Source organism: Streptomyces sp. NPDC048507, from assembly GCF_043199995.1.
GTDB lineage: Bacteria > Actinomycetota > Actinomycetes > Streptomycetales > Streptomycetaceae > Streptomyces.
The window spans coordinates 29,320-54,856 of sequence record NZ_JBICWZ010000017.1 but is presented as its reverse complement, the minus strand read 5'-3'; the positions used below and the strand labels follow the sequence as shown (position 1 = coordinate 54,856).

Sequence of the window (25,537 nt, the reverse complement as noted above, 5' to 3'; positions counted from 1 at the left end):
CCTGGGGGATTCTTCCGTGCTCGACCACCTGCGCCTGTCCGTCGCCACCGCCACCGGCATCGCCGCCGTGCTCGCCCTGACGGGCTGTGGCAGCGACGCCGCCCCGGCCGCGGACAAGAAGGAGACCCCCGTCATCGCCCCGGCCCCCGCCGCCAGCCCTTCGGCGGGCGGCGCGGGCGGAGCGGCGAAGGCGGGCACCCTCGACGGCGGCTGGATCTCGATGCAGAACCCGGGCAAGGGCGTGGTGCTCACCGTCAAGGGCCGGACCGCCTTCGTGGTCGAGGCGGCCACCGGGCTGACCTGCGAGGGCACCAGCACCGGCGCCGCCCTCGACCTGACCTGCCCGGCCGGGGCGACCCGCTCCAAGGGCAAGGTCGACTCCGTCGACGCCACCACCCTGAAGGTCACCTGGGAGGGCGCCGCCGGCACCGACACCTTCCAGCGCAGCGACGCCAAGCTGCCCTCCCTCCCGGCCCTGCCGACCAAGAAGTAGCGCCCCTAGGACTCCCACCCCGGCGCCCCGGGGGCCAGCATCTCGCCGGCCCCCGCCCGGCAGGACCAGCGGAAGACCCCGGGCTTGCCCAGGGACACCCGCGTCCCGGGCTCCGCGCCCCGGACGCCGAGGTGGTGGCCCGTACCGAACACCAGCCGCAGCGCACCCGTCCGGAAGGCCACCGCCGACAGGACGGTGGCGCCGACGAGCCGGTCCCACCCGTCCCCGGCGACCACCACGGCCCCCGGAGCGGTGGCCGGTCCCTCCGTCAGGAGCACCGGTCCGGACACCGCGAGCTCCGTCCCGTCGGCGAACGTCACCGACAGCCGCGACTCCGTACGGCGCACGGCGAGCACCCGGGTGCCCCGCAGTCCGATGCGCCAGCGGTCGCCGAGGTCCTCGATCACGGCAGCTCCGGCAGGTGGTCGAAGATGTTGCCGATGCTGTCGCCCGGCGAGCCGTCCGGCATCTGGGGGTGCACCTCTCCGGTCTTGGGGTCGACGAGCATGTCCGGGTTCTTGTTGCCGCCGATCCCGCGCCACGCTCCCTGGGCCTTCACCTTGTGGATCGCGTCCTTGATCTGCTTCACCGAGTAGCCGGTCGCCTTGGCGATCGCGGCCGGCCTGCTGCACAGTCCCCCCGCATTGTGGACCAGGACCGGGGTGGCGCCCGCGAGCACGTAGTAGGTGTGCAGGTCGTTGACCGTCAGGTTGTACGCGCCCCGGAGCTCCTTCCAGTGCGTGACCCGGTCGACCGCGACGGTCCCGCCGTCCGGGGTGCGCAGGGCGTCGCCGGAGTTGAGCTCGGCGGCGTCCTTCCACTGCCCGCGGTTCTCCACCCAGAACGGGTGGTGGTCGGTGGCCGTGAGGGCGCCCGCCCCCTGACCGACGGTGACGCCGGTGAAGTCGACGTCGTCCGGGGTGTGGATCGTGTCGTCGACCCGGCGGGGGCCGTCGGCGCCCGTCCCGGGATCGGTGGCGAAGACGGTGTCGCCGACCGCGACCTCCTCGATGGGACGGGTCGTCGTCCCGTCGCCCATCAGCACCCGCGTCCCGGCCGGGAAGCTGTTGAAGCACCCGGCGACCTTCTCGGTCTTGCGGGCCGCCCGGATCGCCTCGGCGGTCAGCGTCCCGCCGGTCTTGAGCCAGCGCAGGACGACGAGCCCGCCGATGACCCGGTCCGTGGTGCTCAGTTCCTCACCGGTCGCCAGGTTGTGCCCGGTGAGGGCCTCCACGACGCCCTTGCCGTTGCCGACGCCGGGAACCAGGTCGAGCAGCAGCCCCATCTTGCGGTCCTGCTCGGCGAGCACCTCGCGCGGCACCTGGTTCGCCCCGACCCGGTCGGCGACGTGCGAGAAGTCGAACGTGAAGTCCGGAACGGCGAGGATCTTCTCCGCGGCCTTGTTGAACCCGGCGACGGCCGTGTTCATCTGGCCCACGCCCCGGTTCATCTGACCGACGCCCTCGTTGAGCTGCGTCATCCCCCGGTTGGCCTGGTTCAGGCCCTCGTTCATGCCGTCGATGCTCTTGTTGACATCGACCATGATCCCGTTCATGTCGTCCAGGGCCTCGTTCATCTGGTCGAGGCCGCTGTTGATCTGGGTCAGGGCGCCCAGGACGTCGTCGATCCACCGGCCGAACGACCCGTCGGCGACGACCGGCGGCCGCTCCTCGCCCGGCGGGAAGAACTGGACGGCGGTCAGGAAGGCGAGCATCTCGACGGAGTCGCTCGCCGTCCCGCTGACGCGTGCCGCCAGCTCCAGCTTCCCGCGCAGCGACTCCATGGCCGGCTTGGCGGCCTTGAACGTCCTGGCGAACTGCTGGAGCACCTCCAGCCGCTTCTTCGGGTCCGTGTCCGGCTTCGGGTGCAGCAGGAGCTCCGGCTGGAGCTTGCGGAGCGCCTCCACCTCCTTCTCGATCTCCGCGAAGGCGGGCCGCTCGTCGTCCTCCATCCCGCCCTGGAGCGTGTAGAGGACCACCCCCAGGGCGAGCCCGACCTTCAGCGACTTGAGCGCGAACTCCTTGGCGCACTTGGGCCGCTCCAGCAGCGGCAGGTTCTTGCACTTCGCGTACTGCGACACCCTGGCCGCGATCTCCAGCAGGGTGGGCGGACGGTCGAGCGCATCGGCCGCCGCCGCCGTTCCGGCCGCCCCCACCGTCAGGCACATGACGGTGAGGAGGACGACTATCTTCTGTCTGACGTGCTGAAACATGCGTGTCCCCGTTGTTACTCGCGCGTACTGCGCGTGGTCGCGGCCCACGCTAAGGCGTTACCCGAGGTCATGATCATCTTCATGGCCGCCGGGCGGAACGGGCCTGATCCGGCGCGGCAGTTCGGCCCACACCGTCTTGCCGACGAGCCGGTCGGTGACCCCCCAGTCGGCGGCGAGCGCCGCCACGATCCGCAGCCCGTACCCCGACCCCGCCCGGAGGTCCCGCGCCCGCACCACCGGCCGCCGGTCACCACGGGCATCGGACACCTCCACCCGCAGCACCCCCGCCAGCAGCGTCATCCGCAACTCGAAGTCCCGCCCCGGCACCCGCCCGTGCAGGACGGCATTGGCGGCGAGCTCCGAGACGAGCAGCCCGGCATCGAGCGAGAGGGGCGTCCCCTCGGGAACCCCCCAGCCGTGCAGCTCCACGAGCGCCAGCTGCCGCGCGAGCCGCGCTCCGCGCCGGGTGCAGCTGAAACGCTGAGTGAACACGCGTACGAGGGTCCGGGCGGGGCCGGGGGGAGTGGTCATGAGGAGAACGTCCCTTGTGGGGAGGGCAGTTCCCAGCACCGCGGCTACTACTCTTCAACTGTAGTAGCCGACTCTCTGGACAGGCGCAGTCACCGACCGTGAGCATGACGCGGGGAGGTGACCGTGATGACGGCTGACGAAGACGGCACCAAGAAGACCGAACCGGACCCGGACCTGAAGAACTTCGGCGAGACGCTCGCCGCCTTCCGCAAACGAGCGGGGCTGACACAGGAGCAGTTCCACCCCTTGGTGGGCTACTCGGTCCAGTACGTGGCCTCGGTGGAACAGGGGCGACGGCATCCGTCCCCGAAGTTCGTGAGCAAGGCGAACGAGGTCCTGGACACTTTCGGCGTCCTCCAGATCGCTGCCCGCCAGATGAGACGGCGGAGCGGACTGGCGTCCTGGTTCCGCCGGTGGGCGGAACTGGAGGAGGAGGCGATCGCCCTCAATACGTACGAGTGCCGAGTCGTGCCCGGGCTCCTGCAGACCGAGGCTTACGCGCGCGCCCTGGTCGCTGACGTTCTGCCGCCTCCATCACCCTCGGATGCCGAGGACCGCGTCACGGCACGGCTCAAGCGGCAGCAGCTACTGGCGCGCATCCCTTATACGGTCTTCAGCTTCATCATCGATGAGGCGGTGATCAGCCGGCAGACCGGCGGGGCCGAAGTGAGTCGCGGAACCATCGACCACCTGCTGGAGCAAGCCGAGCTGCCAAACGTCGACCTCCAGATCATGCCGCTTGTCAGCTGCCATCACGCCGGCCTAGGCGGAGCATTTCAACTGCTCGAAACCTGGGAGCACGAATGGGCGGGATACAGCGAGGGGCAGCAATCGGGCCGCGTGCTGTGGGACCCGAAAGACGTCAGCGTGCTCCACCAAAGGTATGCCAAACTTCGCATCCAGGCCCTCAATCCTGCTGACAGCATGGGCCTGTTGATGCGAATGCGAGGATCCCTGTGAACAGCTCCCAGCTCCGGTGGTTCAAGAGCAGTTACAGCAGCGGCGACGGCGACAGCTGCGTCGAGGTCGCCCTCTCCTGGCACAAGTCCACCTACAGCGGAAGCCAGGGCGACGACTGCGTCGAGGTCGCCGCCTGCGCCACCGGTACCGTCCACGTCCGGGACTCCAAGCTCACCGCCAGCCCCGAGCTCGCGGTCAGCCCCGCCGGCTGGGTCGACTTCCTGGGCTCGCTCGACGCCTAGTTCGTACGCCATCACTCGAACGAGTGACGAAGGATCCGGACGATCCCCGGGGCCGTCCCGCACGTCACCGGACGGCCATACCGGCCCTCTCTCTACGATAACGGGCACCTTTTCGCGCCGGTGTCCGACTCGGGGCCCGAACCGGCTCTTGTCGGGATTCGCACGCGCTGCCGATCATCCCCTCCGTTGGGCCGACCGGCCCGGTCACCGTCCCGGTGGCCGGGAGCCCCGTCGGCCCCGTGACGGGTGAGGAGCCGGCCTGCCGTGGCTGACACGAAAATCGATCTGCCCCTGAGCTTCCAGGTGCCCGAGGCGTTCACCGACATCGACTTCACGGTCTCCGCCGAGATCAACACCAACCGGCTCATCGACCGGCTGAACATGGTCGACCCGCGCCCCTCGGACGCGGACATCGCGCACGCCGTGCTGACCCAGCAGTCCATGTACGAACTGCTCTCGGCGGCCGGCGCGGTCTACGCGGGCACCCTGCTCTACGGCCCGACCAAGGAGAACCCGCAGGCCACGCTGGCCTCGGCGATCCTCACCGTGACCGCCCGCCCCAGCGAGCTGTCCAACGAGAACACCGTGCACCGCCTCGCCCGCACCATGGGCGCCCTCTACCCGGAGGCCGAGGTCGGCGTGGTCGTCCTGGGCGCGGGACCGGCGGTGCTGCTGACCGAGGAACGCAAGGTGGAGCGGCCCGTCAACCTGCTCGGGGACGGCGGCGGGGCCACCGTGGTCCGCCAGCTGCACGCCTTCGTGCCGATCCCGGGCCGGCTGGCCATGGCCGACTTCGCCATCGCCACCGAGAACCTCGCCGAGTGGGAGTCCTGTGTGGAGATCCTCGCCGAGGTCTGCCGCACCATCACCTTCGACACCGCCGACGCGGCCTGAGACCCGGGGGACGACCGCCATGAAGATCGAGTACCGGCTGCAGCACAGCCTCTACAACCTGCTGTACAGCCCGGGCGCGGACAACCTGGTCTGGGCCGTGCACTCCGAGCTGAACATGTACACCGGTGACGAGTCCTCGGCCATGAAGATCTGGGGCTGGGACCCCGGCGCCCTCACGGACGTCGAGCGCTACAAGATCGACCAGCTGCTCCGGATGTTCGTCTTCCAGCGCGGCTAGGTGCTCGCCGCGCTCAGCCGGGTCGACGAGGAGCTGGGCCGGCTGCTGGCCGAGGACCCGGAGGCGGCGAAGGAGTACCGCCGGTTCGTGTACGGACTCCCGGAGCGCACCCGCAAGGCCCTGGAGGAGCACCGGTTCGACGACTTCCCCGAAGACGTCCGCACCGCCCTGGTGGAGCAGTTACGCGAGCAGCGGAAGTCCGCGGGCGGCGAGGCTGAGGCCGCACCCGAGCCGACGGACGAGCAGCTCGCCTACGGCTACCGGACCAGCTACCAGCGCCCGATGACCACCGCTTCCGGGGTGGCCGTACAGGGCGCGATGGCCTTCCAGCACCCGGCCGTGGCCCGCAACATCGGCTACAGCGCCTCCCTGGCCATGGGCGGCATCTCGTTCAGCTGTGAGCACTGGCGGCTCAAGGACAACGGCTATCCGCGCGAGTGGATCAAGAACGCCGAGCTGTGGGACATCCTCGACATGGCCCTGGCCCTCCAGGCAGAGCTCCAGCTCCAGTGCCTGCTGACGGACCGGGAGTTCACCCGGCTGATCGAGACCCGGGGCGCCGAGTTCGAGTGGCTCAAGGCGGAGGCGGCCCGCCGGGCGGCCGAGGAGGCGGGCGGCGGGTTCTGGGGCTTCCTCGGGGACGTACTGGGCGTCGTCTCGGCGGTCGCGGGCGTCCTCGCCCTGATCCCGGTGCTGACCCCGATCGCGGGCCCGATCGCCGCCGTCACCGCCATCGCCTCGCTCGGCGCGCACACCGTCGACGCGGCCATCAAGGGCGACTGGGACGCGATGACCATCGTCGGTCTGGGCGCGGACGCGCTCGCCGCGCTGCCCGGGGTCGGCGCGGTCGCCAAGGGCCTCAAGGCGGGCCGGACGGCGATGAAGACCATAGGCACCGGAGCCAAGGCCGTGACCAAGGCGAGCGTGGTCTCCAAGGCGGCGGGCAGGTCCTTCCTCGCCACGACCGGCGGCACGGGCGCCTCGGAAGCCTCCGCCGTCTTCAACTACCTGGGCACCAAGGGCGCCAAGGCCGTCGGGGCGTCCACCACCGCGGGCAAGCTCAGCGGCAAGGTGCTCCAAGGTTCCGTCAACCTGTCCACCCAGGTGCCGGTGGTCGTGGAGATGACGACCGGCGCCGACATGGCCGATCCGAAGAACGTGGCCGCTGGCAGCGCGCTGACCGCCAACTACGGGCAGTCCATCGGCAACTGGGGCGCGGGTGGGAACGGCGGCGAAGAAGGCCGGAACGGTCTCCCTGGCCGCGTTCGCCGGGGTGATCGGCCGCCGCTGACCCGGAGGCCTCCCGGCCGGGGGCCGGTGGCGCCCCTACGGGGGCGGCACCGGCCCCGGGGCCCGTTCGCCCCGGGCCGGACGCCAGAAGCGCCCGTCAGGCAGGGCCTGACGGGCGCCGAGGAAGTACTCCGCGTCGCGCTGGAAGCGGACTCCCGGCACGGCGCTGCGGACGCGGGCCCATATCCCGGGGGCCACCCGGTACTCGCCCGCCACCATCCAGGGATCGTCACCGAGCACGAACAGGTTCCGTATCTCCAGGAACTGGTCCCGGTCCAGGGTCACGGACTCGACCAACTCCTCGTCCGCATCGCCGAAGCCGCTCAGGTCCCAGACGAGGTTGTACCCGTCGGCGAATGGATAGTCGCTGCTCATCCGCCTCAAGCTAGGCGGCGTGCGAGGGCGGACGCACCTGCTTTTCACGGCGGCGGACGGGGCCGGGGGTGGGCGGTGCACCCCCGAGGGAGCCGGAGGGGCGCTGGGGGCTGCCCGTCAGTCCACTGTCCTTCCGCGTCGGGCCGGTCCCTCAAGGGCGCTCCTTCGTCGCGTCGCTTCGCGATGGCCTTCGGCCACCCTTGACCGACCGTCCCGCCACGAAACGCCAAAGACTGCCGGGAAGCCCCCAGGGAAACGGCAGGGGGGACGGAGCATGCCCGGGCCCGTCAGAGAAGAGAACGAGGGGCCGGGCCCCGCCAGACCACCCGAAACAGCGACCACAACACCTCACCGGGAGGTTGGGCGCGTCAGATCGCCACGCGCTTCGCCCGGCTTGGCGTCTGCGGCCCGCCCGTGGCTGGACATAAGCCGCCCAAGGCAGCGAAATGCCCCTGCTCGACGGGCGACTGACCCCCGGCAGAAGCCAACCGGCCCCAGACCGCAAGAAGACCCACCTGCGTCGACCGCAAGAAGACCCACCTGTGTCGACCGCAGGAAAAGCCACCTGCGTCGCTCTCTCGCTCCACCAAGCCGCAGACGCACGATCACACCAGGCAACTGGCGGCCATGGGCGGCTTATGTACGGCCACGGACGGTCCGCAGACGCCAAGCCGAGCGAAGGGGATGGCGATCTGCTGCGCGCGGGGGCTTCTGCCGTGCTCGCAGGGTCGTCGTGTCGCTGTTTCGGGTGGTCTGGCCGCCCGGACGGGGATGAGGCAGGCGCACGGCCCGGTTGCCCGGTTGGGTCTGGCGGGGAGGGGTCGAGGGTCCCTGACGAGGGCAGGACATGTCCACTGCCCCGTGACCGTTCTTTTGGGGGTTTCCCGGGAGTCTTCGTTTTTCCGTGGCGGGACGGTCGGTCAAGGGTGGCCGAAGGCCATCGCGAAGCGACGCGACCGAAGGGAGCGCCCTTGAGGGACCGGCCCGACGCGGAAGGACGATGAGACGGACGGGAGACCGCCAAACCCTCCCTGATCCGGATCCACTGCACCCCGCCACTCCCCCGCCCCGCCCGGCGGACGTAGCCTCCCCGCATGATCACTGCCAACACCCACATCAGGGTCGCGCGGCCCTCGCTCGACCTCGCCGCCGCCGAGCGGTTCTACGTCGACGGGCTCGGGCTCGACGTCCTGTGGCGCACCAGCGGGCACGTGCCCGGGGAGCACGACCTCGTGATGGTCGGCCCGGCCGGCGGCGGCTGGCACTTCGAGCTGACCCGGGACCCGGACAGCCCGCTGGCGCCGACGCCGACCGTGGACGACCTGTTCGTGGTCTACCTCGGGGAAGCCCCCGACGAGGCGCTCGTGCGGCGGCTGGTCGAGTGCGGCGGGACCCGGGTGGCCTCCCACAACCCGTACTGGGACGAGTACGGGGTCACCGTCGCCGACCCGGACGGCTACCGGCTGGTGCTCTGCTCCCGCACCTGGGGCTGAGCGGCGCCCCCGAGCGCGCCGGTCAGCCCGCCTTCGGGGTGCTGGGGAGTCCGGCCGTCAGGGCGGAGCCGGCGCCGGTGAGGGAGGTGTCGGCGGCCTGGGAGGCGGCGCCGGCCGCCTGGGCGGTCACCCCGACGGCGGTCTTCGTGTCCTGTACGGCGTGCCCGGGGTGGTCGACGATGTCGCCGACGCGCTTGGCGATCGGCGCCACGGCGGGCTGTGCGTCCCCGTCGGCGGCGTGCGCGACGGCGGGGGTGAGGGCGAGGGCGGCGCCGCCGGACAGCAGCAGGGCGGTGAGGGTGCGCTTCATGGCAGTCATGCCCCGCCCAACGACCCCGCCGTACGCCGGGTCACCCCACACCCTCTTTGGTGTGAGCTCCCTCCACGCACCGACCCCCGATTATGACGCTTGCGTAATATGCCACACCCGTCATACTCGAAGGGAAGGTCCGTGGACTGGGAAGTGATCGTCGTGGAGCCCGCTTTGTCCTGGCTGCACAGTCTCCGCCAGGGTGACCGCCCCACTCTCATCCAGATCAGCAAGGCCCTCAAGGAGCTACGGCCGGGTTCCGCAGGTGCCACCGAGGTCCGGCTCCTGTTCGTCTTCGACCCACTGCGGCGGGCGGTGTTCCTCGTCGGAGGCGACAAAGCCGGCGACTGGCGCGGCTGGTATCGGTCCGCGGTACCCCGGGCCGAGAAGGCGTACGAGGATTACCTGAAGCAACTGGAGGAGGACACCGCATGAGCCAGACGCCCGACGGCCCCCCCGGGGCCGCACGCTGGGACGATCTCGTCGACGAGTTCGGCTTCTCCCCTGCCGAGCAGGAGGACATCGACCGCGGAGCGGCGGAGATGATCGCCGTCGTCCGTGCTCACCGGCTGGCGGAGGTGCGCAAGCGCCAGCACACGACACAGGTCCAGGTGGCCGAAGCCATGGGGGTGACCCAGGCGCGCGTCTCCCGGATCGAGAACGGAGAGCTGGAACGCAGCGAGGTCGAAACCCTCGCCGCTTATGTCCGAGCCCTCGGCGGCAGGCTGAGGATCGTGGCCGAGTTCGGAGACGAGCAGTACGTCCTCGGGTGAACGGGGCCGCCAGAGGAACGGCCGCCGCCCCGGAGCGGGTCCGGGGCGGGGCGGGCGGGGCCGGGGCGGGCGGGGCCGGGGGTCAGTCCTGGACGACCAGGGACGGGGTGGCCTTGGTGAGGACCTCGCCGCGGAAGAAGGCCGGGGTGCGGCGCTGGAGGACGAGCATGATGACCAGGCCGAGGGCCAGCAGGCCGACGCCGATGACGAAGACGCTGCCGACGCCGAGGCCGGGGATGGAGGAGCCCGAGCCGTAGGAGGGGTCCCAGGCGTCGGTCAGGGTCTTGAAGAAGACCGCCGCGAGGAGCAGCCCGCCCAGGACCGGGAAGACGCCCTTGAAGAGCAGGCTGCGGACGGAGTCGCGCAGCTCGCCGCGGAAGTACCAGGCGCAGGCGAAGGCCGTCAGCGAGTAGTAGAAGCAGATCATCAGGCCGAGCGCGAAGATCGTGTCGGTGAGGACGTTCTCGCTGACCAGGGTCATGACGGTGTAGAACGCGCCGGTCGCGGCGCCCGCCATGACGGTGGCGCGGCCCGGGGTCTTGAACTTGGGGTGCACCCGGGCGTAGGAGGCGGGCAGGGCCTCGTAGGTGGACATGGCCAGGACCGTGCGGGCCACCGGGATGAAGGTGGTCTGCAGGGAGGCGGTGGCCGAGGCGAGGACGGCGACGAAGAGCAGGATGCCGAGGACGGGGCCCATGACGGGACCGGCGAGGGCGGCGAAGACGTTGCCGGAGGTCTCCGGGTTGCCGAGGCCGAGGCCGGAGGTGCCGGAGCCGACGGCCATCTGGGCGGCGACGCCGGTGGCCAGGTAGGAGCCGACCAGGACGACCATCGCGATGAGCGAGGCGCGGCCGGGGGTCTTGGCGGAGCCGGTGGTCTCCTCGTTGGTGGCCAGGCATGCGTCCCAGCCCCAGTACATGAAGATCGAGAGGGAGAGCCCGGCGGTGAAGGAGCCCATGGAGCCGACCGCGAAGGGGTTCATCCACTCCCACGAGAAGTCCAGGCCGGTGCCGAAGCTTCCGGCGGAGGCCTTCTGGAGCGCCATGGCGACGAACAGGGCGAGGACCGCGAGCTGGAGGCCGACGAGGGTGTACTGGACGCCCTTGGTGGCGGTCATGCCGCGGTAGCTGATGGCGGTCGCGGCGGCGATCAGGGTGAGGCAGGTGGCGATGTGGACGGCCTTGTTGCCGTCCAGGTCCGCGATCGAGGGGTTGTTCGTGATCTCGCCCGCGAGCAGCCAGAAGTAGGACGTGGCGACGCCGGCCAGGTTGGACAGCACGATGATCGTGGCGATCACCAGGCCCCAGCCGCACATCCAGCCGATCCGCGGGCCGAAGGCCTTGACGGTCCAGGTGAAGGAGGTGCCGCAGTCCGGCATGGCCTTGTTGAGCTCGCGGTAGGCGAAGGCGACCAGCAGCATCGGGAGGAACCCGGCCAGGAAGACGGCGGGCATGTGGATGCCCACCTCGCCGGCGGTGGAGCCGAGGGTCGAGGTCAGGCAGTAGACGGGGGCGACGGTGGAGATGCCGATGACCGCGCTGCCCACCAGGCCGACGGACCCCTTGCCGAGGCCCTTGCCGCGGACCTCGCCGTCGCCCTGACCCTGGCCCCGGGCGACGCCGCTTACCGTGTCTCCGACCTGCGGCCGAACGTCCAGCTGTGTCATGTGTCAGGACGTTAGACGGTGCGGTTTCCACATTCGGAGGACTTAAGTCCGGATCCAAAGACCCCAAAATCCCTGGAATCTTGAGGTCGAGAGAGTTAACGAGCTCGTAATGCAAGGTTCACGGGCCCGCCGATCATCGTTTCGGCGGGCCCGGAGCTTCGCTTTCGCCATGCGGAAACCGCAGCAGTGTCCGTTTTGAGGCTTTTCAAACTTTCCGGTTCAACTTTTGGTCAAGCCCATACGATCGACTGGATTTCGCTGTATGCGTGCAGCGCGTACGAGCCCACGTCCCGCCCCACACCGCTCCGCTTGAACCCGCCGAACGGCGCTTCCATGTTCCGGCCGATCGTGTTCACCCCGACCCCGCCGGCCCTCAGCCGCCGCGCGACACGGAAAGCGCGGGCCGCGTCCCCCGACCAGACGTAGCTCAGCAGCCCGAAATCGCTGTCGTTGGCCAGCCGGACCGCCTCGTCCTCCGCCTCCTGCCCCTCCCCGTCGAAGGGGACGACCACGACCACCGGCCCGAAGATCTCCTCCCGGACCACCCGCATGTCGCTCGTGCAGTCGACCAGCAGCGTCGGCGCCACGTAGAACCCGCGGCCGTCCCCGACCACCGGCCGCTCCCCGCCGTACGCGATCCGCGCCCCCTCCTTGCGGCCCAGCTCCACGTACGACTCCACCCGGTCCCGGTGCGCCGCCGAGATCACCGGCCCCACCACCGTGCCCCGCTCCCGCGGATCGCCCACCTTCATGAAGGCCAGGTAACCGGTCAGCTTCTCCACCAGCTCCGCGTACACCGACCGGTGCACGATCACCCGCGTCGGCGCGGTGCAGATCTGCCCCGAGTAGAAGGAGAACGTCGTACCGATGCCCAGCACCGCCGCGTCCAGATCGGCGTCCGCCAGGACGACCGCCGCCCCCTTGCCGCCGAGCTCCATCAGCTGCCGCTTCATGCTCCGGCCGCACACCTCGGCGATGCGCTGCCCGACCCCCGTGGACCCGGTGAAGGACACCATGTCCACGTACGGGGAATCCACCGCCGCCTCGCCGGCCTCCGCCGAAGCGCCCGACACCACGTTCACCACCCCGGCCGGCACCCCCGCCTCGTGCAGCGCCTCGGCCATCTTGAACACCGACAGCGGATCCTGCGGCGCCGGCTTGACCACCACCGTGTTCCCCATGGCCAGGGCCGGGGCCACCTTCCCCGCCGGATTCGCCCACGGGTTGTTGTACGAGGTGATGCAGGTGACCACCCCGACCGGCTGGCGCACCTCCAGCGCCCCCAGCACGCTCGCCCGCCCCATCGGACCGGCCTCGGTCACCTGCGGGGGCAGCCCGCGCTCCACCGGCTCCAGCGCGCCGCGCGCGTACCGCCGGAAGCGGGACACCCCCACGCCCACCTGCATCCCCCGCGCGATGCCCACCGGCGCGCCCGTCTCGGCCCGCGCGAGCTCCGCCCACGGCTCGAACTCCCGCTGCATGATGTCGGCGGCCCGGTCCAGGATCGCGGCCCGCTCCCGCGGCTCCGTGCGCGACCAGGCGCCGAAGGCCTCCGAAGCGGCCCGCGCCGCCTCCTCGACCTGGGCCCGGGAGGCCTCGGGGGCCAGCCCGACGACGGACTCGTCCGCCGGGTCGATCACCTCGTAGTGGCCGCCCGCGGGCTCCACCCACTCGCCGCCGACGTAGAGCTTCTGGGGCGCCTGGCTCATCGGGTGCTCACCGTCCTCGTGTCCCGGCCCGAACGGAGCACGGTCCCCGGGACCGCCCCCGTCACCTCGTCGTCGCGGATGGTCTCCACGCCGTTGACCCGGACCGAGACGATCCCGATGGCACGGGCGTCCAGGCGCGGGCTGTCCCCCGGCAGGTCGTGCACGAGCGTCGCCGGCCCGGCCTCGATCCGCTCCGGATCGAAGAGGACCAGGTCCGCGTGGAAGCCCTCGGTGATCCGGCCGCGCTCGCGCAGCCCGAACAGCCGCGCCGGGTCGTCCGTCAGCATCTTCACCGCCGCTTCGAGCGGGACCAGCTTGCGGCCGCGCAGGCAGTCGCCGAGGAACCGGGTCGTGTACGGGGCCCCGCACATCCGGTCCAGGTGCGCGCCGGCGTCCGAGCCGCCCAGCATCACGTCCTCGTGCTCCCAGGTCCGGGCGCGCAGCGCCCAGCTGGCCGGGTCGTTGTCGGTGGGCATGGGCCACAGCACCGTGCGCAGGTCGTCGTTGGCGCAGATCTCGACGAGGCAGTGGAAGGCGTCCTGGCCGCGCTCGGCGGCGATCTCCCCCACGACCCGGCCCGAGAGGCCCTCGTTCTCCTTGCTGTACGTGTCCCCGATGACGTACCGCCCGAAGTCGGCCAGGCGCCGGAAGACGCCCGCCTCCTTGCTGTCGGCGCGGCGCAGCAGCTCGGCGCGCACCCCGGCGTCGCGCAGCCGCTCGATCCGCTCGGGGACGGGCAGGGCGAGCACCTCGCCCCAGCCGGGGATGAGGTTCAGCGCGCAGAAGGTGCGCAGCGACATGTTCATGGGGGTCAGGATCGGCATGGTCAGCGCCACGATCCGGCCGCCCGCGGCGCGGGCCCGCTCGCTGGCGAGCAGCTGGCGCGGGACCCGTTCGGGGACGGCGGCGTCGATGGTGAGGACGTTCCAGTTCAGCGGGCGGCCGGCGGCGGCGCTCATGTCGACGAACAGGTCGATCTCGGCGTCGGAGAACTGGTCCAGGCAGCCCGCGACGATCGCTTCGAGCTGGGTGCCCTCGTGGTCGGCGACGGCGCGGGAGAGCGCGAGGAGTTCGGCGGGCAGGGCGTGGCGGGAGGCGACGGGGGCGCCGTCGCCGTCGGAGTGGGTGGAGGACTGGGTGGTGGACAGGCCCCAGGCGCCGGCGTCCATGGCCTCGTGGAAGAGGTCGAGCATCCGCCGGAGCTGCTCGGGGGTGGGCTGCCCGCCGACCGCCGCCTCGCCCATGACGTGGCGGCGCAGGGCGCAGTGGCCGACCATGAAGCCCGCGTTGACCGCGATGCGGCCCTCCAGGGCGTCGAGGTACTCCCCGAAGGTGGACCAGGACCAGTCGACGCCCTCCTCCAGGGCCTTGAGGGCCATCCCCTCGACCTTGCTCATCATGCGGCGCGTGTAGTCGGCGTCCTCGGGGCGGGCCGGGTTGAGCGGGGCCAGGGTGAAGCCGCAGTTGCCGCCCGCGACGGTGGTGACGCCGTGGTTCATGGAGGGGGTGGCGTACGGGTCCCAGAACAGCTGGGCGTCGTAGTGGGTGTGGGGGTCGACGAAGCCGGGGGTCAGCACGAGCCCGGTCGCGTCCTCGCTCGTGCGGGCCTCCTCGGTGACGGTGCCGGGGGCGGCGACGACGGCGATCCGGCCGTCCCGGATGCCGATGTCCGCGGGGCGCGCGGGGGCGCCGGTGCCGTCGACGAGGGTCGCTCCGCGGATGAGGTGGTCGAGCATGACGGTTCCCCTCCTGGGTGGTTCGGGATTCCGGCGGCCCCGGAGGGGGCTCCGGGGGTGTGCGCGTCGGGCCGGGGCGGGGGCAGGCCGCTGCCGCCCGCCCCGGCCCGACGCGGTGCCCTGCCGGGCGGCGGTCCGGGAAGACGCCGCCGCGGCGGGGGGTCGGAGGGCCCCCGGGGGTCAGGCGGACTGGCGGAAGCGGGTCGTGCGGTGGACCGGGTCGGTGTCGATGTGGGGGATGACGTGTTCGCCGATCAGCTTGATCGTGGTCAGCGTGTCCTCCTTGGAGACGCCCGTCGGCAGGCCGAAGGACAGCTGGTCCGCGCCCGCCTGCTCCCACCGCTTGCACTGGGCCCGTACCTCCGACGGGTCACCGCAGATCAGCAGCTCCTCCGCGATGAGGAGTTCGATGATCTCCGCGTTGTACTCCGGCAGGGTCTCCGGCCACTGCGGGATCGCCTCCGGCCGCGGGAAGGTGTCGTGGTAGCGGAAGACCAGCGACTGGAAGCGGTTCATGTTCGCGTTGACCGCGATCTCGACCGCCTTCTCGTGGGTCTCGGCGCAGATCGCCGTCGAGGTGACCATCACGTTGTCGTTGACGAAGGCACCGATCGCCTTCGCCTCCCGGATCGCCGTCTTGTACTGGTCGAGCACCCACTCCATGTCCGAGACCTTCTGGACGCTGAAGCCGAGCACCCCCAGGCCCTTCTTCGCCGCCATCGCGTACGAGGCCGGCGAGCCCGCCGCGTACCACATGGCCGGGTGCGCCTTGCCGTACGGCTTCGGGAAGACCTTCCGCGGGGGCAGCGACCAGTGCTTGCCCTGGAACCCCTCGTACTCCTCCTGGAGGAACATCTTGGGGAACTCGGCGATGGTCTCCTCCCAGATCTCCTTGGTGTGGTTCATGTCCGTGATGCCGGGCATGAAGCCGAGGATCTCGTGGCTGCCCGCCCCGCGTCCGGTGCCGAACTCGAAGCGGCCCTTGGAGAGGTGGTCGAGCATGGTGACCTTCTCGGCCACCTTCACCGGGTGGTTGACCGGCGCGAGGGGGTTGAAGATGCCGGAGCCGAGGTGGATGCGTTCGGTCGCCGCGGCGAGGTAGCCGAGGAAGACCTCGTTCGCCGAGAGGTGGGAGTACTCCTCCAGGAAGTGGTGCTCGGAGGCCCAGGCGTACTTGAAGCCGGACTGGTCGGCCTGGATGACGTACTCGGTCTCCTCGAGCAGCGCCTTGTGCTCCGCCTCGGGGTCGACCTTGGACCGCGCCTGGGGCACGTATCCCTGCACGAAGAGCCCGAATTCCAAGGGGGTTCACCGTCCTTAGGTTTCTGACATGTCGTCAGATTCGATGGGTCCGACTGTTCCACCGCCGGGCGGGGGCGTCAATACCCGCGCCCAGCTGAGCTGACGGTCCATCAGAAACAGGGGGAGCGGGGTCAGAGGATGCTCACCCCGGCCATCCAGCCGCCGTCCACGACGAACGGCTGGCCGGTGATGTACGAGGAGTCGTCGCCGGTCAGGAACAGGGCCAGGCGGGCGATCTCCTCCGGCCGGCCCACCCGCCCGAGCGGCACCACCCGCCGGTAGAGCTCCGCCATCGCCCCGCGGGCCTCGTCCGTCATCCCGTCCGGGTCCAGCAGGCCGGGATTGGCCATCGGGGTGTCCACCGCCCCCGGGCACATGGCGTTGACCCGGATGTTCTTCGCCGCCAGCTCCAGCGCCGCCACCCGGGTCAGCCCGAGGATCGCCGCCTTCGTCGCCGCGTACGCGCCCACGTACGCCATGCCCGTCAGCCCCGTGTACGAGGAGGTGTTCACGATGGTCCCGCCGCCGGCCGCGGCGATCTCGGGCGCCACCGCCTTGATCCCGAGGAAGGCACCCACCTGATTGACCTCGATGACCTGCCGGAACTCCTCCAGCGGGGTCGCCGTCAGCTCGTTGAAGCGCAGGATGCCCGCGTTGTTGACCAGGCCGGTGACGGGGCCGAAGGCCTCCTTCGCGGCGGCGACGGCGGCCGCCCAGTCCTCCTCCCGGGTCACGTCCAGGCGCACGTACCGCGCCCGGTCCTCCCCCAGCTCCTTCGCGACGGCGCCGCCCTGCTCGTCCAGTACGTCGCCCAGCAGCACCCTCGCGCCCTCGGCGGCGAAGAGCCGGGCCTCCTGCTCGCCCTGGCCGCGCGCCGCACCGGTGACGATGACGACGCGCCCGTCCAGCTTGCCCATGACCGTGCTCCTAGTCGTTGAGGAGGGGGGCCACTTCGGCCCCGAAGGCGGTGATCTGGTCGATCAGCTCGGCCCGGTCGCGGCTGCGGAAGCGGACCTGGATCTGGTCCACGCCCAGCGCCCGGTACTCCCGCAGCGACTCCGCGAGCACCTCCGCCTTGCCGGTCAGGGCCCGGCGGCCGGTGTCCCAGCCGGGCTCGCCGACGTACAGCGCCTCGGTGATCGCGCCGATCTCGACGGGGTCCGCCACCCCGGCCGCCTCCCGCAGCGCGCGCAGCCGGGCGATCTGCTCCGGCAGCTTCTCCCGCGGGTCGCCCTGCGGGAGCCAGCCGTCGCCGCGCACGGCGGCCCGGCGGACGGCGGCGGGCGAGGAGCCGCCGACCCAGACGGGGATCCGCGCCTGGGCGGGCCGGGGCAGCTGGCCGAGGCCCTTGAAGGAGAACAGCTCCCCCTCGAACTCCGGGTACTCCTCGGGCCCGAGGGCGGCGCGCAGGGCGTCGAGGCTCTCGTCGAGGACCGCCCCGCGGCGCGCGAAGTCCACGCCGAGCACCTCGAACTCCTCCTGGACGTGCCCGGCGCCGACCCCGAGGACCAGGCGGCCGCCGCTGAGGTGGTCGAGGGTCGCGTACTGCTTGGCGGTGACCAGCGGGTGGCGCAGGCCGACGATGGCGACGTGGCTCAGCAGCCGCACCCGCTCGGTGATCCCGGCCAGGAAGGCCAGGGTGGCGACCGGGTCGTACCAGACGGTGCTCATGGGACCGGCGAGGCGGCGCGGGATCGCCACGTGGTCGCAGGTGGCGAGGTAGCCGAAGCCCGCCCGGTCGGCGGCCCTGGCCACCTCGGCGAGGTCGGCCGCGCCGGCCGAGGCCTCCCAGGGCTCGGCGTAGATGGTGCTCTGCGACTGGACGGGAAGCTGCATCCCGTACGCCAGCCGGCCTTCCGGAAACACGCGTGCCATGCCGGGCCCGCCTCGCCTTCGTCTGCCGGATCGTGGTGCCGGTCGTGGGGCCGGCGTGGTGGGCCGGTCGTGGGGCCGGCCGTGGTGCGGGCGCCGTCTCACGGGCGCCGTGTGCCGGGCCATCGTCGTAGCTGACGGGTCGTCAGGCAAGGGGTGGGGCGGCCACGGCCACTGACCCGCGCTGCGCCCGACGGGTGTCCGGGCCCGGCGGATCCGTGCCCGGCACCCGCTCCCCGTTCCGAACGGACCGCTCCGGGCCTAGGGTGCGCGCGTGGAACTGATGCTCACGCTCATCAGCGGGCTCGCCTGGACCCTCGTGTACCTGGAGGCGATCCGGGTCGGGCTGCGCGACCGGACGTACGCGGTGCCGGTGGCCGCGCTCGCGCTGAACTTCGCCTGGGAGGCCACCTACGCCGTCGTCGAGCTGCGCGGCGGCCCCTCCGCCCAGGGCGTGGTCAACGTCGTGTGGGCCCTCGCCGACACGGTGATCATCTGGACGTACCTGCGCCACGGCCGCGCCGAACTGCCCGGCTTCGTGACCCGGCCGCTGTTCGCCGCCTGGAGCGGGCTGCTCTTCGCGACGGCCTTCGCCGTCCAGTGGCTCTTCCTCGCCCACTTCGGGACGCACGACGCCACCCGCTACTCGGCGTTCCTGCAGAACCTGCTGATGTCCGGCCTGTTCATCTCCCTCTACGCCGCCCGGCAGGGCCCGCGCGGGCAGTCGCTGCTCATCGCCGTCGCCAAATGGCCGGGCACGCTGGCGCCGACCCTGCTGTTCGGGGTGCTGGAGGGGTCCGGCTTCGTCCTCGGCCTGGGCGTGCTGTGCTCGGTCTTCGACCTCGCCTACATCGCACTGCTGCTCAGAAGCCGGGCGGACCCATCGCGATGACCGGGTGCGCGGCCGGGTCCAGGGTCGCCAGGAGCTTCTCCATCGCCTCCTTCGGGATGCCCACACAGCCCTGGGAGGGGCCGTCGTGGTCCACGTGGAGCCAGATGTTGCCGCCCTTGTCCTCGCCGTCCGGCTTCGCCGGGTCGAGCGGAGACACGCCCTGCCTGCGGTTGTAGTCGATCGCCACGACGTAGTCGAAGGAGCCGGCGAGGGATTCGCCGTTCACGCCCCGGCCGCTCGCCACGAAGGCCGGATCCCGGTCGTACGGGAGCTTCGTGCCGGACGGGGGCGCCAGCAGGCCGCCCGCGTCCGTGAGGGAGAACACGCCCTCGGGGGAGGTCAGGTCCCCGTACGAACGCCCCGTGGACCAGCCCTTGGCACCGTTGCGGGCGGGCCACTGCGCGGCGGGGGTCCACTCGGCGCCCGCGGCGGTGCGGGTGTAGAAGGTGACGGTGGACTCCGAGGAGTCCTTCGCCTTGCCGGTGACCAGCACCAGCTGCCGCGACTCCGCGGGGATCTCGGCCCGGGCCGCGTCGCCGAGGGTGACGGGCAGGCCCTGGCGGGGATCCGGACGGTGGGCGTCGCGGGCCGCCCGGTCCTTGCTCTGCGGGCGGGCGTCCGCACGGGCCGCCGGGACGGGCGCGCCCGGCTGCTCGTGCAGCGCGTGCACCCAGCCGGCGCCGAACGCCAGCAGGCCGACGGTGGCCACCACGGTCAGCGCCCTCGGCCGGCGGGCGGCGGAGCGGGAGCGCGGACGGGTGCTGCCCCGGGAACGGGAACGGGCTCGGGCGTGCTTGCTCATTGCCCCGACCGTACAGGAGCCGATCTTCGTTCCCGCCGAACTCCCGCCCCCACGAGCGCGCCGGGACCCCGCTAACTGCCCGCCGACGGCCGGAAACGGACCCTGATCGTCAGGCCGCCGTCGGGGGCCGGATTGGCCTCGGCCCGCAGGCCGGCGCCGTGCGCCCGGGCGATCGAGGCGACGATCGACAGCCCCAGGCCCGCGCCCTCGCCCGCCGTGTGACGGCGCTCCGCTCGGCGGCGGAACGGCTCCAGCAGCCCCGGCACCTCCGACGGCTCTATCGGCGGCCCGGTGTTGGACACCGTCAGCACCCCGCCCGGGGCGGTCGACACGCGCAGCCGGCCGCCCGCGCGGTTGTGGCGGACCGCGTTGGCCAGCAGGTTGCGCACGAGATGGCCCAGCAGGGCGCCGTCGCCGCTCACCGTCAGCGGCCCGAAGTCGCCCACGGCGTCCACCCCCGCGGCCGCCGCCTCCTCCCGCACGGCCGCCAGCTCCGCCGCCGCCAGCTCCGCCACGTCCACCGGCCGGGCCGACTCCAGCCCCTCCTCGGAGACGGCCAGCAGCAGCAGCGACTCCACCATGTGCTCGCTGGAGTCGGCCACCGCGATGAGCCGCTCCCGGATCCGCGCCACCTTCGCCGGCTCCGGCTCCCCGGCCAGCCCGATCTCGGCGGCTGCCCGCTGCACGGCGAGCGGGGTGCGCAGCTCGTGGGCGGCGTTGGCCGCGAACCGGCGCTGCGCCCCGACCAGGTCCTCCATCCGGTCGAGCATCCCGTCGAAGGTGTCGGCGAGCCGCTTGAGCTCGCCGGGCGGCGCCTGGAGGGCGATCCGCTCGTGCAGGTTCACCCCGGACAGCCGGCGGGCCGTCTCGGTGATCACGGCGACGGGGCGCAGCACGCGGCCCGCCATCCACCAGGCCAGCCAGGCGGAGAGGACGGCGAAGAGGGCGAGCGCGATGAGGGAGACGAGGGTCAGCTCCTGGAGCGTGGCCCGGGAGACCGCGTCCGAGAGGTCCTTGGTGGCCTGCCACTGCGCGACCTCCGCCGGGGCGGGGGTGGTACCGGGCGGCAGTTTGCGGGCCGGTTCGTGGGGCGGGACCGTGCCGTCCGCGTCGAGCCGGATGCCGGGCATGACGGTGGTGACCGCGCCTGCGACGCGCCCGCCCAGGCCCTTGCGCAGCAGTACGTTGACCAGCGCGACCAGGCCGCCGCCCGCGAGGAGCAGCAGCGTTCCGTAGAGGGCGGTGAGCCGGGCGCGCTCGGAATGGAGCACCGCTCTCATCGCGGACCGGCGCTCTGCGGGCCGGTACCGCCCGGGGCCGCCGTCGCGATCCGGTAGCCCGCCCCCGGCACCGTCTCGATCAGCGGGGGCTCGCCGAGCTTGGCGCGCAGCTTGCTGAGGGTGACCCGGACGGCGTTGGTGCTGTAGGCGGTGTCCTGCTCCCACACCTGCTCGATCAGGTCGTCGCTGCTCAGCACCGCCCCCTGCGCCCGCAGCAGCGCCTCCAGCACCGCGAACTCCTTGCGCGACAGCGCGAGCCGGTGCCCGTCGCGGGACGCGGAGCGCCGCGCGGTGTCCAGGGCGAGCCCGGCGCGCTCCAGGACCGGCGGCAGCGCCGGGCGGGTGCGCCGCCCCAGCGCCAGGACCCGCGCGAGGAGCTCGTCGTAGGCGAAGGGCTTGGTGAGGTAGTCGTCGGCGCCGAGGCCGAGCCCCTCCACCCGGTCCCGTACGGTCCCCGAGGCGGTCAGCATCAGCACACGGGTCAGCAGCCCCTCGCGCACCACCTGGCGGCAGACCTCGTCCCCGTGCAGGCCGGGCAGGTCGCGGTCGAGGACGAGGACGTCGTAGTCGCCCAGGCGCAGCCGGTTGAGCGCCTCCAGGCCGTCGCCCGCCTCGTCGACGGCCAGCGCATCGCGGCGCAGCCCCTCGGCGATCATCTCCCGGAGGAACTCCTCGTCCTCCACCACCAGTACTCGCATCCGTCCTCTCTACAGCAGGAGGACATTTCGCCGTTGTAAGCGGCCTGCGAGAGGGAAGCGAAACCCCCCTTTCCCGCACCCTCGGGCCCATGAAGCGATCCCTGACGATGACCACGGCCGCGTTCCTCACCGGCCTGACCCTGTTCGTCACCGCCTGCACCAACGGCGGGGCGTCGGACGAGAAGGACGGCGGGAGCGGCGGGACCAGCTCGGCGAGCGGCGGCGGCGGGGCCGGCGGCGCCGACGCCGACAACGCGCTCAAGGTGCGCAAGTGCCTGCGCGACCACGGCATCGACGCCCCCGACCCCGAGCCCGGCCAGGACCCGCGGGGCATGACGCTCGGCGGCGGGGCGGACCCGCAGAAGATGGGGGAGGCCATGAAGGCCTGCGGGATGCAGGCCCCCGGCTCGGGCAAGGAGCCCACGCAGGAGGAGAAGGACAAGGAACTGCGCTGGATCCAGTGCATGCGCAAGAACGGCGTGGAGCTCAAGGACCCCACCTACAACGGCGGCATGAAGAGCGCCACCGAGATCCCCAAGGGGCAGGAGAAGGCCTTCGAGGAGGCCCAGAAGAAGTGCGAAGCGGCCTGATGGCCCGGCGCGGCGCATGGCTGCTCGGCTCCCTCGCCGTGGTCCTGGCCGTCTCGGGCGGCGGCTACGCCGTCCTCGACCGGCCCGCGCAGGGCGGCGAACGCCAGCAGCGCACCGACGGGCTGCCGCCCGAGACGGCGCCGGTGCGGCGCGGGGACCTGTCCACCGGGATCCAGGTGGACGGCACGCTCGGCTACGCGCAGGAGCGCAAGCTGAGCGCGTCCGGCCCGGGGGTGCTGACCTGGACCGCGCCGGAGGGCTCGGCGGTCGAGCGGGACGGGCGCCTCTACGACGTCAACGGGAAGCCGGTGCGGCTGATGTACGGGGCCGTGCCGATGTACCGGCCGCTGAAGGCCGGTGACAAGGGCGAAGACGTCAAGCAGCTCAAGCGGAACCTGGTGGCACTCGGTTACGGGACGGGCCTGGACGCCTCGGACGCCACCTTCACGGCGGGCACGACGGCGGCGGTCAAGCGCTGGCAGAAGGCCCACAAGGTGACGGAGTCGGGTGAGGTCGCCAAGGAGGACATCGCCTTCGCGGCGGGCCCGCAGCGGGTCAAGCGGAACGACGCCGCGGTGGGTGACGAGCCGGGTCCCGGGAAGCCGGTGCTCACGGTCACCGGCACCGAGCGGATCGTCCGCCTCCAGCTGGAGGCGGCGAAGGCGGGCTCGGCGAAGACCGGCGACAAGGTGACCGTACGCCTCCCGGACGGCGCCGGCGCACCGGGCAAGATCGACTCGGTGGGCGGCACGGCCGGCCCCGACGACCAGAACGGCGGCGCGGGCGGCGGGGGCGGTGGCGGCGGTGGCGGCGACAAGAAGGCGAAGGTCGAGGTGAGCGTCGTCTTCGACAGCCCGGGCGACGTCAAGGGCCCGGACCAGTCCCCGGTGTCGGTGTCGCTGACCGGCGAGACGCGCACCGGCGTGCTGTCGGTCCCCGTCAACGCGCTGCTGGCCCTGCCCGGCGGCGGCTTCGGCGTCCAGGTCGTCGAGGGCGGCCGGGCGCGCGACGTACGGGTGGAGCTCGGCATGTTCGGCAACGGCCGGGTCGAGGTGACCGGCGGGGACCTGAAGGACGGCATGCGGGTGGGGGTGCCGAAGATATGACGGCGCCCGGCCGGTACGGCCCCCACAGCCCGCAGGATCCGTCCGCCCCGCTCGACCCGCTCGACCCGCTCGACGCGACCACCCCGACCACCGCGCTCGACGCGAGCGCCCCGCGCGGGGGTGCGCGGGGCGGCGCCCGTCACGGGCATCCCGTCGTCGAACTGGCCGGGGTCACCAAGGAGTACCCCGGCGGGGTCGCGGCCCTGCGCGGGGTGGACCTGACCGTCCTGAGCGGGGAACTCCTCGCCATCGTCGGCCCGTCGGGCTCCGGCAAGTCCACCCTGCTGCACATCGTCGGCACCCTGGACCGGCCGACCGCGGGCCGCGTCGCCATCGCCGGGCACGACGTGGCGACCCTGTCCGACCGGGCCCTGTCGGCCCTGCGCTCGCGCCACGTCGGCTTCGTCTTCCAGTCCTTCCACCTGGTGCCGGGCCTCAGCGCCCGGGCGAACGTCGCCGAGGGCCTGCTGTACTCCGGGCTCTCGCGCGGCGAACGCGGGCGCCGGGCGGAGCGGGCCCTGGAGCGGGTCGGCCTCGGGGACCGGATGGACCACCGGCCGCACGAACTGTCGGGCGGCCAGAAGCAGCGGGTGGCCATCGCCCGGGCGGTGGCGGGCGAACCGGACCTGCTGCTGGCCGACGAGCCGACCGGAGCCCTGGACACGGCCTCGGGCCGGTCCGTGATGGAGCTGCTGCACGAGCTGAACGAGGACGGCGCCACCATCGCGGTGATCACGCACGACACCGAGATCGCCGCGGCCCTGCCCCGTCAGGTCCGCATCCGGGACGGCGAGGTCGTGGCGGACGTGTGGAACCGCCCCGGAACGGAGGCGGCGTGAGCAGGGCCCGTACGCGGCTGAGGCCGCCCCGGCTCTCGCCCCGCGACGTCCTGCACGCCGGTTCGGCGGGGCTGCGCTCGCGCCCGATGCGGGTCTTCCTCTCCGCCCTCGGCATCGCCATCGGCATCGCGACGATGATCGCGGTCGTCGGGATCTCTTCGTCCAGCCAGGCCAAGCTCCTGCGGGAACTCGACAAGCTGGGCACGAACATGCTGGTGGCCACCCCCGGCCAGTCCATGTTCACGGGGCAGGACACCAAGCTGCCCCCGGAGGCCCCCGGCATGATCGCCCGCATCGAGGGCGTCGAGTCGGTCGGTACGACGGGGGACGTGGCGCAGTCCGTGCGCCGGTCGGAGAACATCCCGGCCGGGGAGACGGGCGGCATCGCCCTGAAGGCCGTCAAGGACGACCTGCTCGGCACGCTGCGGGCCGGCGTGCGCAGCGGCACCTGGCTGAACGCCGCCAACGGCCGCTACCCCGCGGTGGTGCTCGGGCACGTCTCGGCGCAGCGCCTGGGCATCACCGCGCCGGGACAGCAGGTCTTCATCGGCGGCCGCTACTTCACGGTGGTCGGCATCCTGGAGCCGGTCGCGCTGGCCCCGGAGATCGAGCGCTCGGCGCTGATCGGCTGGGAGGCGGCGACCGGGCTGCTGGACTTCGACGGCCACCCGACGGCGGTCTACGAGCGTTCGGCGGACGACCGGGTGGCGGAGGTCCGCAGGCTGATGGCGCCCAGCGCCAACCCCCAGACCCCGAGCGCGGTGTCGGTGACGGACCCGTCGGCGGCGCTCCAGGCGAAGGCGGCCACGGAGGGCGCGTTCAGCACGCTGTTGCTCGGGCTGGGCGGGATCGCCCTGCTGGTGGGCGGGGTCGGCGTCGCCAACACCATGATCATCTCGGTGCTGGAACGCCGCCACGAGATCGGCCTGCGCCGCTCACTCGGCGCCACCAAGGGGCAGATCCGGATCCAGTTCGTCACCGAGTCGCTGCTGCTCTCCGGACTCGGGGGCCTGGCCGGCATCGCGCTCGGCGGGGCCGCCACCGGGATCTACGCCCGGGCGGGCGACCTCCCCTGGGTGGTCCCCCTGTGGGCGGTCACGGGCGGCTTCGCGGCCACCCTGGCCATCGGCACCGTCGCGGGCCTCTACCCGGCGGTCCGCGCGGCCCGCCTCTCCCCGACGCTGGCCCTCCAGGCGGCGTAGCCCGCAGGCGGGACGGGAGGACGGGGCGCGGC

At 72.3% G+C, this 25,537-nt stretch carries 27 protein-coding genes; 14 read left to right on the top strand and 13 right to left on the bottom strand.

From position 1 onward, the window contains the following. Positions 1–16: 16 nt before the first annotated feature. Entirely contained in the window at positions 17–493 is a 477-nt protein-coding gene (locus tag ACGFXC_RS31645; protein ID WP_393718317.1) for a hypothetical protein, read from the top strand. 5 nt (positions 494–498) lie between these two features. Here the strand turns inward: ACGFXC_RS31645 and ACGFXC_RS31640 are convergent, their stop codons facing one another. From ACGFXC_RS31640 to ACGFXC_RS31630, 3 genes are read right to left on the bottom strand one after another with little or no spacing between them, the layout of a single operon-like run. Next, positions 499–900, bottom strand: coding sequence for a DUF6188 family protein (locus ACGFXC_RS31640; RefSeq protein ID WP_393718316.1), 402 nt, complete (start codon positions 898–900; stop codon positions 499–501). Then, positions 897–2,705 (bottom strand): polymorphic toxin-type HINT domain-containing protein, encoded by a 1,809-nt coding sequence (locus tag ACGFXC_RS31635; RefSeq protein WP_393718315.1) that lies wholly within the window; start codon positions 2,703–2,705, stop codon positions 897–899. Before ACGFXC_RS31635 ends, ACGFXC_RS31640 begins: the two co-directional genes overlap by 4 nt. 57 nt (positions 2,706–2,762) lie before the next feature. Then, positions 2,763–3,236 carry an ATP-binding protein gene (locus ACGFXC_RS31630; RefSeq protein ID WP_393718314.1) on the bottom strand — a complete coding sequence of 158 codons (474 nt, stop codon included), beginning with the start codon at positions 3,234–3,236 and terminating at the stop codon, positions 2,763–2,765. 126 nt (positions 3,237–3,362) lie between these two features. Between ACGFXC_RS31630 and ACGFXC_RS31625 the strand changes: the two genes are divergently transcribed. The 6 genes from ACGFXC_RS31625 (at position 3,363) to ACGFXC_RS31600 (ending at position 8,728) form a co-directional block, all read left to right on the top strand. Continuing rightward, positions 3,363–4,196, top strand: coding sequence for a helix-turn-helix domain-containing protein (locus ACGFXC_RS31625; RefSeq protein ID WP_393718313.1), 834 nt, complete (start codon positions 3,363–3,365; stop codon positions 4,194–4,196). Next, positions 4,193–4,438, top strand: coding sequence for a DUF397 domain-containing protein (locus ACGFXC_RS31620; RefSeq protein ID WP_393718312.1), 246 nt, complete (start codon positions 4,193–4,195; stop codon positions 4,436–4,438). The genes ACGFXC_RS31625 and ACGFXC_RS31620 overlap by 4 nt, the downstream gene beginning before the upstream one ends. 264 nt (positions 4,439–4,702) lie before the next feature. Further along, positions 4,703–5,332, top strand: a complete 630-nt coding sequence (locus ACGFXC_RS31615; RefSeq protein ID WP_393718311.1) for a hypothetical protein — start codon at positions 4,703–4,705, stop codon at positions 5,330–5,332. A gap of 19 nt (positions 5,333–5,351) precedes the next feature. Further along, a complete protein-coding gene (locus tag ACGFXC_RS31610; protein WP_393718310.1) occupies positions 5,352–5,570 on the top strand; it encodes a hypothetical protein in 219 nt (72 codons plus the stop codon). Continuing rightward, positions 5,571–7,439 (top strand): hypothetical protein, encoded by a 1,869-nt coding sequence (locus ACGFXC_RS31605; protein ID WP_393718309.1) that lies wholly within the window; start codon positions 5,571–5,573, stop codon positions 7,437–7,439. A gap of 890 nt (positions 7,440–8,329) precedes the next feature. Further along, complete coding sequence (locus ACGFXC_RS31600; protein ID WP_393718308.1) at positions 8,330–8,728, top strand: VOC family protein; 399 nt, start codon at positions 8,330–8,332, stop codon at positions 8,726–8,728. Positions 8,729–8,750: 22 nt separating this feature from the next. Here the strand turns inward: ACGFXC_RS31600 and ACGFXC_RS31595 are convergent, their stop codons facing one another. After that, positions 8,751–9,047: a hypothetical protein gene (locus tag ACGFXC_RS31595; protein ID WP_393718307.1), complete on the bottom strand. Its 297-nt coding sequence runs from the start codon at positions 9,045–9,047 to the stop codon at positions 8,751–8,753. A 132-nt stretch (positions 9,048–9,179) separates the two neighbouring features. Here ACGFXC_RS31595 and ACGFXC_RS31590 point away from each other — a divergent pair, with 132 nt between their 5' ends. Both ACGFXC_RS31590 and ACGFXC_RS31585 read left to right on the top strand, forming a co-directional pair. Further along, positions 9,180–9,473: a type II toxin-antitoxin system RelE/ParE family toxin gene (locus ACGFXC_RS31590; protein ID WP_393718306.1), complete on the top strand. Its 294-nt coding sequence runs from the start codon at positions 9,180–9,182 to the stop codon at positions 9,471–9,473. Beyond that, the gene (locus ACGFXC_RS31585) at positions 9,470–9,811 is read left to right on the top strand and encodes a helix-turn-helix domain-containing protein (protein ID WP_393718305.1); all 342 of its coding nucleotides are present in this window, start codon (positions 9,470–9,472) and stop codon (positions 9,809–9,811) included. Before ACGFXC_RS31590 ends, ACGFXC_RS31585 begins: the two co-directional genes overlap by 4 nt. Positions 9,812–9,893: 82 nt before the next feature. Here ACGFXC_RS31585 and ACGFXC_RS31580 read toward each other — a convergent pair whose 3' ends face one another. The 6 genes from ACGFXC_RS31580 to ACGFXC_RS31555 form a co-directional block, all read right to left on the bottom strand. Beyond that, entirely contained in the window at positions 9,894–11,477 is a 1,584-nt protein-coding gene (locus ACGFXC_RS31580; protein WP_393718304.1) for an APC family permease, read from the bottom strand. A gap of 230 nt (positions 11,478–11,707) precedes the next feature. Continuing rightward, positions 11,708–13,186, bottom strand: a complete 1,479-nt coding sequence (locus ACGFXC_RS31575; RefSeq protein WP_393718303.1) for an aldehyde dehydrogenase family protein — start codon at positions 13,184–13,186, stop codon at positions 11,708–11,710. Then, positions 13,183–14,922 (bottom strand): amidohydrolase family protein, encoded by a 1,740-nt coding sequence (locus tag ACGFXC_RS31570; protein ID WP_393718302.1) that lies wholly within the window; start codon positions 14,920–14,922, stop codon positions 13,183–13,185. Before ACGFXC_RS31570 ends, ACGFXC_RS31575 begins: the two co-directional genes overlap by 4 nt. 180 nt (positions 14,923–15,102) lie before the next feature. Further along, entirely contained in the window at positions 15,103–16,224 is a 1,122-nt protein-coding gene (locus tag ACGFXC_RS31565) for an LLM class flavin-dependent oxidoreductase (RefSeq protein ID WP_351831204.1), read from the bottom strand. Positions 16,225–16,355: 131 nt separating this feature from the next. Further along, a complete protein-coding gene (locus ACGFXC_RS31560) occupies positions 16,356–17,141 on the bottom strand; it encodes an SDR family NAD(P)-dependent oxidoreductase (protein WP_393718301.1) in 786 nt (261 codons plus the stop codon). A 10-nt stretch (positions 17,142–17,151) separates the two neighbouring features. Continuing rightward, positions 17,152–18,099, bottom strand: coding sequence for an LLM class F420-dependent oxidoreductase (locus tag ACGFXC_RS31555; RefSeq protein ID WP_393718300.1), 948 nt, complete (start codon positions 18,097–18,099; stop codon positions 17,152–17,154). Between the two features lie 280 nt (positions 18,100–18,379). Between ACGFXC_RS31555 and ACGFXC_RS31550 the strand changes: the two genes are divergently transcribed. Then, on the top strand, positions 18,380–18,988 hold the full coding sequence (locus tag ACGFXC_RS31550) for a hypothetical protein (protein ID WP_393718372.1): 609 nt from the start codon (positions 18,380–18,382) through the stop codon (positions 18,986–18,988). Here the strand turns inward: ACGFXC_RS31550 and ACGFXC_RS31545 are convergent. From ACGFXC_RS31545 to ACGFXC_RS31535, 3 genes are all read right to left on the bottom strand, one after another. Further along, positions 18,960–19,790 carry a L,D-transpeptidase family protein gene (locus ACGFXC_RS31545; RefSeq protein WP_393718299.1) on the bottom strand — a complete coding sequence of 277 codons (831 nt, stop codon included), beginning with the start codon at positions 19,788–19,790 and terminating at the stop codon, positions 18,960–18,962. The two genes, ACGFXC_RS31550 and ACGFXC_RS31545, sit on opposite strands and share 29 nt — an antisense overlap. Positions 19,791–19,861: 71 nt before the next feature. After that, positions 19,862–21,070 (bottom strand): ATP-binding protein, encoded by a 1,209-nt coding sequence (locus ACGFXC_RS31540; RefSeq protein WP_393718298.1) that lies wholly within the window; start codon positions 21,068–21,070, stop codon positions 19,862–19,864. Further along, on the bottom strand, positions 21,067–21,768 hold the full coding sequence (locus ACGFXC_RS31535; RefSeq protein ID WP_393718297.1) for a response regulator transcription factor: 702 nt from the start codon (positions 21,766–21,768) through the stop codon (positions 21,067–21,069). The genes ACGFXC_RS31540 and ACGFXC_RS31535 overlap by 4 nt, the downstream gene beginning before the upstream one ends. An 89-nt stretch (positions 21,769–21,857) precedes the next feature. Here ACGFXC_RS31535 and ACGFXC_RS31530 point away from each other — a divergent pair, with 89 nt between their 5' ends. Genes ACGFXC_RS31530 through ACGFXC_RS31515 form a run of 4 tightly spaced genes read left to right on the top strand, consistent with a single transcriptional unit; the run spans position 21,858 to position 25,505 of the window. Next, the gene (locus ACGFXC_RS31530; RefSeq protein ID WP_393718296.1) at positions 21,858–22,358 is read left to right on the top strand and encodes a hypothetical protein; all 501 of its coding nucleotides are present in this window, start codon (positions 21,858–21,860) and stop codon (positions 22,356–22,358) included. Continuing rightward, positions 22,343–23,464, top strand: coding sequence for a peptidoglycan-binding protein (locus ACGFXC_RS31525; RefSeq protein ID WP_393718295.1), 1,122 nt, complete (start codon positions 22,343–22,345; stop codon positions 23,462–23,464). Before ACGFXC_RS31530 ends, ACGFXC_RS31525 begins: the two co-directional genes overlap by 16 nt. After that, entirely contained in the window at positions 23,461–24,303 is an 843-nt protein-coding gene (locus ACGFXC_RS31520) for an ABC transporter ATP-binding protein (RefSeq protein ID WP_393718294.1), read from the top strand. Before ACGFXC_RS31525 ends, ACGFXC_RS31520 begins: the two co-directional genes overlap by 4 nt. Continuing rightward, positions 24,300–25,505 carry an ABC transporter permease gene (locus tag ACGFXC_RS31515; protein WP_393718293.1) on the top strand — a complete coding sequence of 402 codons (1,206 nt, stop codon included), beginning with the start codon at positions 24,300–24,302 and terminating at the stop codon, positions 25,503–25,505. The genes ACGFXC_RS31520 and ACGFXC_RS31515 overlap by 4 nt, the downstream gene beginning before the upstream one ends. The last annotated feature ends 32 nt before the right edge of the window (positions 25,506–25,537 follow it).

Excerpts from the sequence above, each read along its gene's own strand:
- ACGFXC_RS31575 (WP_393718303.1), bottom strand. The coding sequence starts at position 13,186 with ATGAGCCAGGCGCCCCAGAAGCTCTACGTCGGCGGCGAGTGGGTGGAG.
- ACGFXC_RS31570 (WP_393718302.1), bottom strand. The coding sequence starts at position 14,922 with ATGCTCGACCACCTCATCCGCGGAGCGACCCTCGTCGACGGCACCGGC.
- ACGFXC_RS31560 (WP_393718301.1), bottom strand. The coding sequence starts at position 17,141 with ATGGGCAAGCTGGACGGGCGCGTCGTCATCGTCACCGGTGCGGCGCGC.
- ACGFXC_RS31530 (WP_393718296.1), top strand. The coding sequence starts at position 21,858 with ATGAAGCGATCCCTGACGATGACCACGGCCGCGTTCCTCACCGGCCTG.
- ACGFXC_RS31625 (WP_393718313.1), top strand. The coding sequence starts at position 3,363 with ATGACGGCTGACGAAGACGGCACCAAGAAGACCGAACCGGACCCGGAC.
- ACGFXC_RS31580 (WP_393718304.1), bottom strand. The coding sequence starts at position 11,477 with ATGACACAGCTGGACGTTCGGCCGCAGGTCGGAGACACGGTAAGCGGC.
- ACGFXC_RS31585 (WP_393718305.1), top strand. The coding sequence starts at position 9,470 with ATGAGCCAGACGCCCGACGGCCCCCCCGGGGCCGCACGCTGGGACGAT.
- ACGFXC_RS31540 (WP_393718298.1), bottom strand. The coding sequence starts at position 21,070 with ATGAGAGCGGTGCTCCATTCCGAGCGCGCCCGGCTCACCGCCCTCTAC.
- ACGFXC_RS31630 (WP_393718314.1), bottom strand. The coding sequence starts at position 3,236 with ATGACCACTCCCCCCGGCCCCGCCCGGACCCTCGTACGCGTGTTCACT.
- ACGFXC_RS31555 (WP_393718300.1), bottom strand. The coding sequence starts at position 18,099 with ATGGCACGCGTGTTTCCGGAAGGCCGGCTGGCGTACGGGATGCAGCTT.
- ACGFXC_RS31595 (WP_393718307.1), bottom strand. The coding sequence starts at position 9,047 with ATGACTGCCATGAAGCGCACCCTCACCGCCCTGCTGCTGTCCGGCGGC.
- ACGFXC_RS31635 (WP_393718315.1), bottom strand. The coding sequence starts at position 2,705 with ATGTTTCAGCACGTCAGACAGAAGATAGTCGTCCTCCTCACCGTCATG.
- ACGFXC_RS31535 (WP_393718297.1), bottom strand. The coding sequence starts at position 21,768 with ATGCGAGTACTGGTGGTGGAGGACGAGGAGTTCCTCCGGGAGATGATC.
- ACGFXC_RS31600 (WP_393718308.1), top strand. The coding sequence starts at position 8,330 with ATGATCACTGCCAACACCCACATCAGGGTCGCGCGGCCCTCGCTCGAC.
- ACGFXC_RS31545 (WP_393718299.1), bottom strand. The coding sequence starts at position 19,790 with ATGAGCAAGCACGCCCGAGCCCGTTCCCGTTCCCGGGGCAGCACCCGT.
- ACGFXC_RS31610 (WP_393718310.1), top strand. The coding sequence starts at position 5,352 with ATGAAGATCGAGTACCGGCTGCAGCACAGCCTCTACAACCTGCTGTAC.
- ACGFXC_RS31550 (WP_393718372.1), top strand. The coding sequence starts at position 18,380 with ATGCTCACGCTCATCAGCGGGCTCGCCTGGACCCTCGTGTACCTGGAG.
- ACGFXC_RS31520 (WP_393718294.1), top strand. The coding sequence starts at position 23,461 with ATGACGGCGCCCGGCCGGTACGGCCCCCACAGCCCGCAGGATCCGTCC.